4 protein-coding genes are annotated in these 7,539 nt (G+C 41.4%); 1 reads left to right on the forward strand and 3 read right to left on the reverse strand.

Annotated features, from left to right (window positions below):
* The first annotated feature begins 71 nt into the window (after positions 1 to 71).
* Positions 72 to 590, forward strand: a complete 519-nt coding sequence (locus A9239_RS10325; protein ID WP_048117756.1) for a Yip1 family protein — start codon at positions 72 to 74, stop codon at positions 588 to 590.
* A gap of 522 nt (positions 591 to 1,112) precedes the next feature.
* On the opposite strand, the gene A9239_RS10330 is transcribed toward A9239_RS10325, so the two are convergent.
* The 3 genes from A9239_RS10330 to gyrB form a co-directional block, all read right to left on the reverse strand.
* Positions 1,113 to 1,427, reverse strand: coding sequence for a protease inhibitor I42 family protein (locus A9239_RS10330; RefSeq protein WP_048155427.1), 315 nt, complete (start codon positions 1,425 to 1,427; stop codon positions 1,113 to 1,115).
* Positions 1,428 to 2,006: 579 nt separating this feature from the next.
* Positions 2,007 to 4,856 carry a DNA gyrase subunit A gene (gene gyrA, locus A9239_RS10335; protein ID WP_048155429.1) on the reverse strand — a complete coding sequence of 950 codons (2,850 nt, stop codon included), beginning with the start codon at positions 4,854 to 4,856 and terminating at the stop codon, positions 2,007 to 2,009.
* An 11-nt stretch (positions 4,857 to 4,867) separates the two neighbouring features.
* On the reverse strand, positions 4,868 to 6,769 hold the full coding sequence (gyrB, locus tag A9239_RS10340) for a DNA topoisomerase (ATP-hydrolyzing) subunit B (RefSeq protein WP_048117750.1): 1,902 nt from the start codon (positions 6,767 to 6,769) through the stop codon (positions 4,868 to 4,870).
* Between the last annotated feature and the right edge of the window lie 770 nt (positions 6,770 to 7,539).

Consider the following 7,539-nt stretch of genomic DNA (forward strand, 5'->3'; position numbering starts at 1 on the left):
TTCTAATTTGAGAGCCTCTAGAAAATTTAATTTATGTGCGTAAACATTTAAAATAATGTATGAGTGTTTCCATGAATTATTTTACTGCATTTATGGATGTGTTGCTGAAACCTTCAGAATTCTTCAGAAAAATTTCCCCTGAGAATAATTTTATTCATGCTTTGATTTTCAGCATAGTATTTCTGTTAATTACAACATTGGTAGGAGACTTTTTTGAAACTATATACATAATTGAAGAATTGACAATTCCCGGAACGATCTTTTTTACAGAAATGCTACACCTTTTGGTTATTAATGCATCTTTTACAATGGGTAATATTATCTCATTTAAACTGCTAGGAGGTGAAGGAAGTTATAAAGACACCTTCATTATAATGGCCTACTCAACTGCGGTTATGCCTATAGAATATTTACCAATGTCTCCGATAAATATACTGATGGGTATTTACTGGGTACATATTTGCAGCCGGGGAGGACAGTTTGTTCATAACTTGAGCTATTGGAAGTCATTCTTTACTGTATTGGCAGGGTCATTTGTCTTTTCGTTTCTGTTCGATTTCACAATAATTGGCTTCTTTTATGCTTTATGAAACCGAAATTCATCGAATCTCCACGTTCTATTCTTCAATTGTCAGAACTCATCCTGTTTTATGCATGTAAAAAAATTTGAAAAATACAGGTATATCGAAACAACCAGAAATTTCACTCAATTTTTAACCTTACATTGCTATTTCACATTTATAAAAAGTAGTGAAATGCCAACGAAAGCTATATGAATAAACTTTTAGATCCGCAGCACAAGGTTTCTAATAATTCCAAAAAATTATACCTTTCGATACCTAATCCCTCAAATAAATCAACCCAAAAAATTCGTCTCCAAAAATAAGTCCACCGCCCGGCTTCCCTCCGAATAAAAAGCCCACCGCCGGAAATTTCATAAACGTTTTCACTCCTGCGGAATCTCGTTGATTTTTGTCAGAAATAGTTGGCTCTGGATAAAAAATCCGCAAAAAAATAGGTTGAGGTGTGGTAACTGACTGAAACTTAACGTAAAAAATTATGAACAGCTATGACAAAAAATGGAAGATAAATGACAAAATAATGCCATTTCATTACTCTACTATAACAAACCGTTGTTGCATAGGATTAGGTTCCAATATATCCAGAGGATGAGAGAACTTTACGCTATGGAAAATAATTGGGCCTTCACCTTTCTCGACTGCAACAAACTTGAACTTGCTGGTTCCACCTTTTCCTGTCATGACAGGTTCATCGGGTATGTACGTTGACTCTACAAAGTAAACACAATCTGGCATCTTTGACAGTAAGCAGTTGTAGCCCGTAGAAGAAGGATTCGACGGTATTGAAATTTCGAATATATCTCCAACTTTCGCATTTATAGGTGGCAATACTTCTAATTCTTGCATTCTTTGATTCCTCCTTTATATCAACTCTCTCACCATTTTTCTGAAAATTTCTGTGTATAGTAGTACTTTAAACAATTTATTTAAGTGATTGAGTTATACGTTAGAATGTTGGTTCAAGTATATACAACTTCCTAACTTTGTATATCATATTATTATGTAAATAATAATATTTGATACTCCTTACGAAAAACAGTATAAGTCTGTTATGGAAAATTAGTCTCAAGTATTCCAGAATTTCTCTTTATTCGTTCTGTGATTTTTTTGTGATTTTTTCTGTTATCCGTCTGTGAGCTCAACTATTGTATAGCAGCTTTTTTTACGAAAAATCAAAACTTAAATTGACTAAATAGTAAAAATTCTAAAAACTGTACCTCCTGGTACTCATTGTTTTAAAAATATCTATTCAAAAAATCCAACCTTAAAAATAAGTCTACCATCCGGCTCTCCTCCGGAAAAAAAGCCTGCCGCCGGAAACAAATCTCCAAAAATCATGATTCTAGCAGCAGTTTGAGTGAAGAATCATAGTTCTTCACTCGAGTGTGTTATTCAGTCTTCTTCATTTTCTTCTACTTCATACATTCAGTCTTCTTCATTTTCTTCTACTTCATCCTCTTCTGCTTCATCCTCTCCTATTTCTTTGGTTTCCTCGGTTTCTTCGGCTTCGCTAGAAGCTTCAAAGTCTTCTAATTCGTCAAACTCATCGCGATCTTCGGCTTCGCCCTCCGGAACCTCGGCTTCATCTTCGGCTCCAGTTGCTTCTATGGTTTCTTTACCTTTGAAAGCTGTGAGTTTCAGATTCTTTTCGGCTTTTCCGTTTTGAATTCTTGCTACACCTGCGACTTTGTCGCCGAGTTTAAGATTAATGATCCTTACGCCCTGGGTGTTTCTGCCCTGGATTGAGATATCTTTCGCAGGGATACGGATAATGATGCCGTCGGCACTGGTAAAGATAAGTTCATCGTCATCGGCTACGGACCGGACTCTTGAGACCGGACCGTTCCTCTCGTTGGTAATGATTGTTATCACGCCTTTTCCGCCGCGGCGGTGCGCAGGGTACTGGGAGTACTCGGTTCTCTTGCCAAAGCCGTTTTCAGTTACGGTCAGGAGGGTCGTGGTTTCATCGACAATGTCCAGACTGACAACCTCGTCGTCCGGGCCGTCAAGAGCCATACCCCTGACCCCTCTTGCAGTTCGGCCCATAGGACGGACATCTTCTTCAGAAAAGCGAATAGCTTTACCTTTCTTTGAAACCATCAGGACTTCCTTTTTCCCGTTGGTAAGGAGAACTCTTACGAGCTCGTCATCTTCATCAAGGGTGACCGCAATTATGCCTGATTTCCTCGGGTTCTTGAATTCCGATAGAGGAGTCTTTTTGATTGTGCCTGCCCTTGTTGCCATGAGCAGGTAGTGATTTTCGTCAAACTCCTTGACCGGGATCATTGCATTAATTGTTTCGCCTTCCTTAAGCTCCAGAAGGTTTACTATGGCTTTGCCTCTGGACTGCCGTGAACCTTCAGGGATCTCATATACTTTTTCCCAGTAGATCCTGCCAAGGTTTGTGAAGAAAAGGATATAGTTATGGGTTGAGGAAATGAAGAGATTTTCCACGAAGTCTTCTTCCTTCATTTCCATGCCGATTATACCCCTGCCTCCACGGCGCTGCATAGTGTAAGTCCTGAGTGGGATACGCTTTATGTAGCCTCCATTAGTAATCGTGACAACAACTTCTTCTTCATGAATCAGATCCTCTTCTCTAACTTCGGCAGCAGACTGCACGATTTTTGTTCTGCGAGCATCTCCATACTTTTCCTTGAGCTCCAGAAGTTCATTTCTGATTATTTCGTACTTGAGTTCATCACTCTCAAGGATTTCCCTAAGTTCACCTATCAGCTTTACAAGCCCTTCCAGCTCCTCAAGCACCTTCTGGGTTTCAAGTCCTGTCAGGCGCTGCAGGCGCATATCAAGGATAGCCTTTGACTGAATCTCATCAAGGGAAAAATTCTCCATTAAACCCTGCTTTGCTTCATCAGCATTTGCCGAACCCTTTATCAGAGCGACAACTTCGTCGATATTATCAAGGGCAATCTTGAGCCCGTCAAGGATATGAGCTCTCTCCTCGCTCTTCTTGAGGCCATAAAGGGTTCTCTTCTGGATAATTTCCATCCTGTATTCAAGATAGATCTCAAGAAGTTCCTTCAGGTTTAGCTCTTTTGGTTTTCCGTCAACAAGAGCCAGATTGATTACCCCAAAAGTGGTCTCCATTTGAGTATGCTTATAAAGCTGGTTTAAAACAACCTTTGGGTTTGTACCTCGAGAAAGCTCGATAACTACCCTGATTCCTTCCCTGTCAGACTCGTCACGAAGGTCGGAAATTCCCATGATTATCTTATCCCGAACTAGCTGAGCAATATTTTCAATCATCCTGGCTTTGTTTACCTGATAAGGAAGCTCGGTTACGATAATTCGCTGTCTGTCTTTTTTAAACTCCTGAATCTCGGCAACTGCCCTTATTTTTAAAGCCCCTCTTCCGGTCATATAAGCCGATTTTATACCTGCTGTCCCAAGAATATGAGCACCTGTAGGAAAATCCGGCCCTTTGATTACGGTCATGAGCTCAGGAATCGTGATGTCAGGATTTTCAATAAGCATAAGAATGCCGTCAATGACCTCCACGATGTTATGAGGGGCCATGTTTGTTGCCATCCCTACTGCAATACCTGTGGACCCATTTACAAGAAGGTTCGGAAGTTTTGCAGGAAGGACTTCAGGCTCTTCCATTGACCCGTCGTAATTTGGCATGAAGGGAACTGTTTCCTTGTCGATGTCTACCAGCATCTCTTCTGCGATTTTGTCCATACGGACTTCAGTGTAACGCATGGCAGCAGCCGAGTCACCATCTATTGACCCGAAGTTTCCCTGCCCGTCAATTAAAGGATAACGAAGGGAGAAATCCTGGACCATACGCACAATAGTGTCATAGACTGCAGTATCCCCGTGAGGGTGATATTTACCGAGAACGTCTCCCACCACACGGGCTGACTTCTTGTAAGGCTTGTCATGCGTGATCCCTGCCTCTTTCATGGCAAAAAGGACCCTGCGGTGAACTGGTTTCAAGCCATCCCTTGCATCGGGAAGAGCTCTTCCAACGATCACACTCATCGCATAGTTAATGTAAGAGCGTTTCATCTCATTTTCGATAAGAATGGTAGTAACCCCACTCTGACCTGGCTCCATACCTTTGTCTTCGGGATCATCTGAAGCAGGGTCGGACACGTTTAATTCCAGTTTTTTGCCCGAGTCTTCCAGTGTAAGGGGGGCCGAAACGTCCTCATTTTTCATCCTTTCATCTTTCTCTTCGGGGATAAGGGTAGACTGATAAGATTTTTTCAATTCATCTTCGAGTTTCTTCTCATCTTCATATTTTGCCATTTTTAGCCACCTTAGATGTCCAGGTTTACGACCTCTTTTGCATGCGCTTCTATGAAGTTCCGGCGTGGCTCAACCTCATCTCCCATGAGGACTCTGAAGATCTCATCAGCCCGAATTGCATCTTCCAGTGTCACCTGTAAAAGAATCCGGCTTTCAGGGTTCATGGTGGTTTCCCAGAGCTGTTCAGGGTTCATTTCTCCAAGCCCTTTATAACGCTGGATTCCAAGTCCTTTTTCCCCGAGTTCTTTCTTCTTTGCTTCCAGTTCCCTGTCAGAGTGTATGTAGTACTCAGCTTTGCCTTTCTTTATGCGGTAGAGAGGAGGCTGGGCAATGTATACGTATCCTTCGTCAATCAGAGGCCTCATGTAACGGAAGAACAGCGTGAGAAGAAGAGTCCTGATGTGTTCTCCATCCACATCAGCATCAGTCATGATAATGACCTTATGGTAGCGGGCACTTTCCAGGGTGAAGTCCTCGCTGACTCCTGTTCCAATGGCAGTTATTAGGGAAATAATCTCCTCGTTTTTCAGGATCTTTGCAAGTCTGGATTTTTCCACGTTCAGGATTTTGCCTCTGAGAGGTAAAATAGCCTGAAAACTCCTGTCTCTACCCTGTTTTGCCGAACCACCTGCCGAATTACCTTCCACGATGTAGATCTCGCAGACTGCAGGATTCTTTTCCGAGCAGTCCGCAAGTTTTCCTGGAAGAGTGCTTACTTCGAGAGCATTTTTTCTCCGGGTCAGTTCTCTTGCTTTTTTTGCAGCTTCTCTGGCTTTCTGGGCAAGAAGGGCTTTTTCAAGAATAACATTTGCAACCTTGGGATTTTCCTCAAAGTATTCCGCAAGCCCGTCAGTTACAAGGGAGTCTACAATTCCTTTGACATCACTATTTCCAAGCCTTGTCTTGGTCTGCCCCTCAAACTGGGGTTCCATGAGTTTGACGCTGATGATTGCAGTCAGTCCTTCCCTTACATCATCGCCTGTGAGCTTTATGTCTTCTTTGGAAAGCTTGTTAGCTTTAATATAATCATTTGCGACCCTTGTCAGTGCGGTCTTGAAACCGATAATGTGAGTTCCGCCTTCGTGGGTATTGATATTGTTTGCGAAAGAGTGCACGTTTTCTGTATAGCTACCTGTGTACTGCATTGCAATTTCTACTACCATATCGTCCCTTTGCCGCTCAAAATAAATTGGATCGTGAAGAGGCTGTTTCTTATTGTTTAGATACTTCACGAACTCTACAATTCCCCCTTCATAGGTGAAAGTTTCAGGCTGCCCTTCTGGGGTTCTTAAATCCTTGAGGCTGATAGTAAGGCCCCTGTTCAGGAAAGCCAGTTCTCTTAAACGGTTTGACAGGATCTCGTAATCGAAATCTAATGTCTCAAAAATTTTTGCGTCCGGTTTGAAAGTAGTCTTCGTACCTGTAGTATCCGAGGTTCCGATTTCTCGGACATCATCCTCAGGCTTTCCACGATTATATCGCTGGAAATATTTTTTGCCATCTCTTGCCACTTCTACTTCCAGCCATTCCGAAAGTCCATTTACAACAGAAACCCCTACTCCATGCAGTCCCCCTGAAACCTTATAGGTGTTCTTGTCGAACTTTCCTCCTGCATGCAGAACAGTCATTACAACTTCAAGAGCTGATTTTTTGTGAAATGGATGGAGGTCGATGGGTATACCTCTTCCATTATCCAGGACTGTCACACTACCGTCCGAGTTGATTGTAACATTTACCCTGGTACAGAAGCCCGCAAGAGCTTCATCAATACTATTGTCTACTACTTCATAGACTAGGTGGTGGAGCCCGCGACCATCCGTGCTCCCTATATACATGCTGGGACGCTTCCGGACAGCCTCCAGGCCTTCCAGCACCTGGATGTGCGAAGCATCGTAAACCTGTTTATCACTCATCTTAGTTGATTCTCCATAAAAATCTAGTAGAGTTATCTAAATCACGTAACATTATATTTTTTTTAAAAAATTCGCGGGGAAACTTTTGTCAAAATAGATCTTAGAATTCGTATCAATCCAATAAGACTACAGTTTTTATCTACTGCTTTTTATATATCAATTTTATCTTTTCTGCCACGAACCAAATTCAATATGCGCTCATACATTTTAAGCCTTTAGATTCCCTGAAAATTACACAAGATTTTTCAGTATCAATTCTCTCAAAAAAGGCAATTTTTAGCATAATTTTATGCCCAAATATGCACTTTTCATACTAATTTTTTAATACGTCTTTAGTTTAAATTAATATTTGCTGTTTCGCTCGCAAAATTCGTGTCTCAAAAGGGTTCAGAGCAGGAGTCGCGGCATTTGCACTGTTTCTCAGCAGATTTTTATATATACAGTCCCAGGGTCTCTTTCTAAACTCAAAAAACAATTTCCAAATAAAATAGCAGTTTGGAACGCTTTTTAGTTATCATGATGTACCGCCTGTATATCCTGATGTACCATCCCCACGGGGTCTGCTTGCATTTTTAAAAACAAGATCTTTTCACGTTAGTTTATAATGTTTCTATATAAATTTAACCAGCAAGTATTGGGCCTCAACCGTTAACCTGCAACCGTTAAGATGTTGATTTCGTCGTTGCTGAAGTTTTCGGTCAAGCCTTTTTCAATTAAGCCTTTTTTGAAAAGGTTTGTGATCACGCTGACAGGGTTTGGGGATAAGTTCA

The sequence above is a fragment of the Methanosarcina sp. A14 genome (genome assembly GCF_001729375.1).
GTDB lineage: Archaea > Halobacteriota > Methanosarcinia > Methanosarcinales > Methanosarcinaceae > Methanosarcina > Methanosarcina barkeri.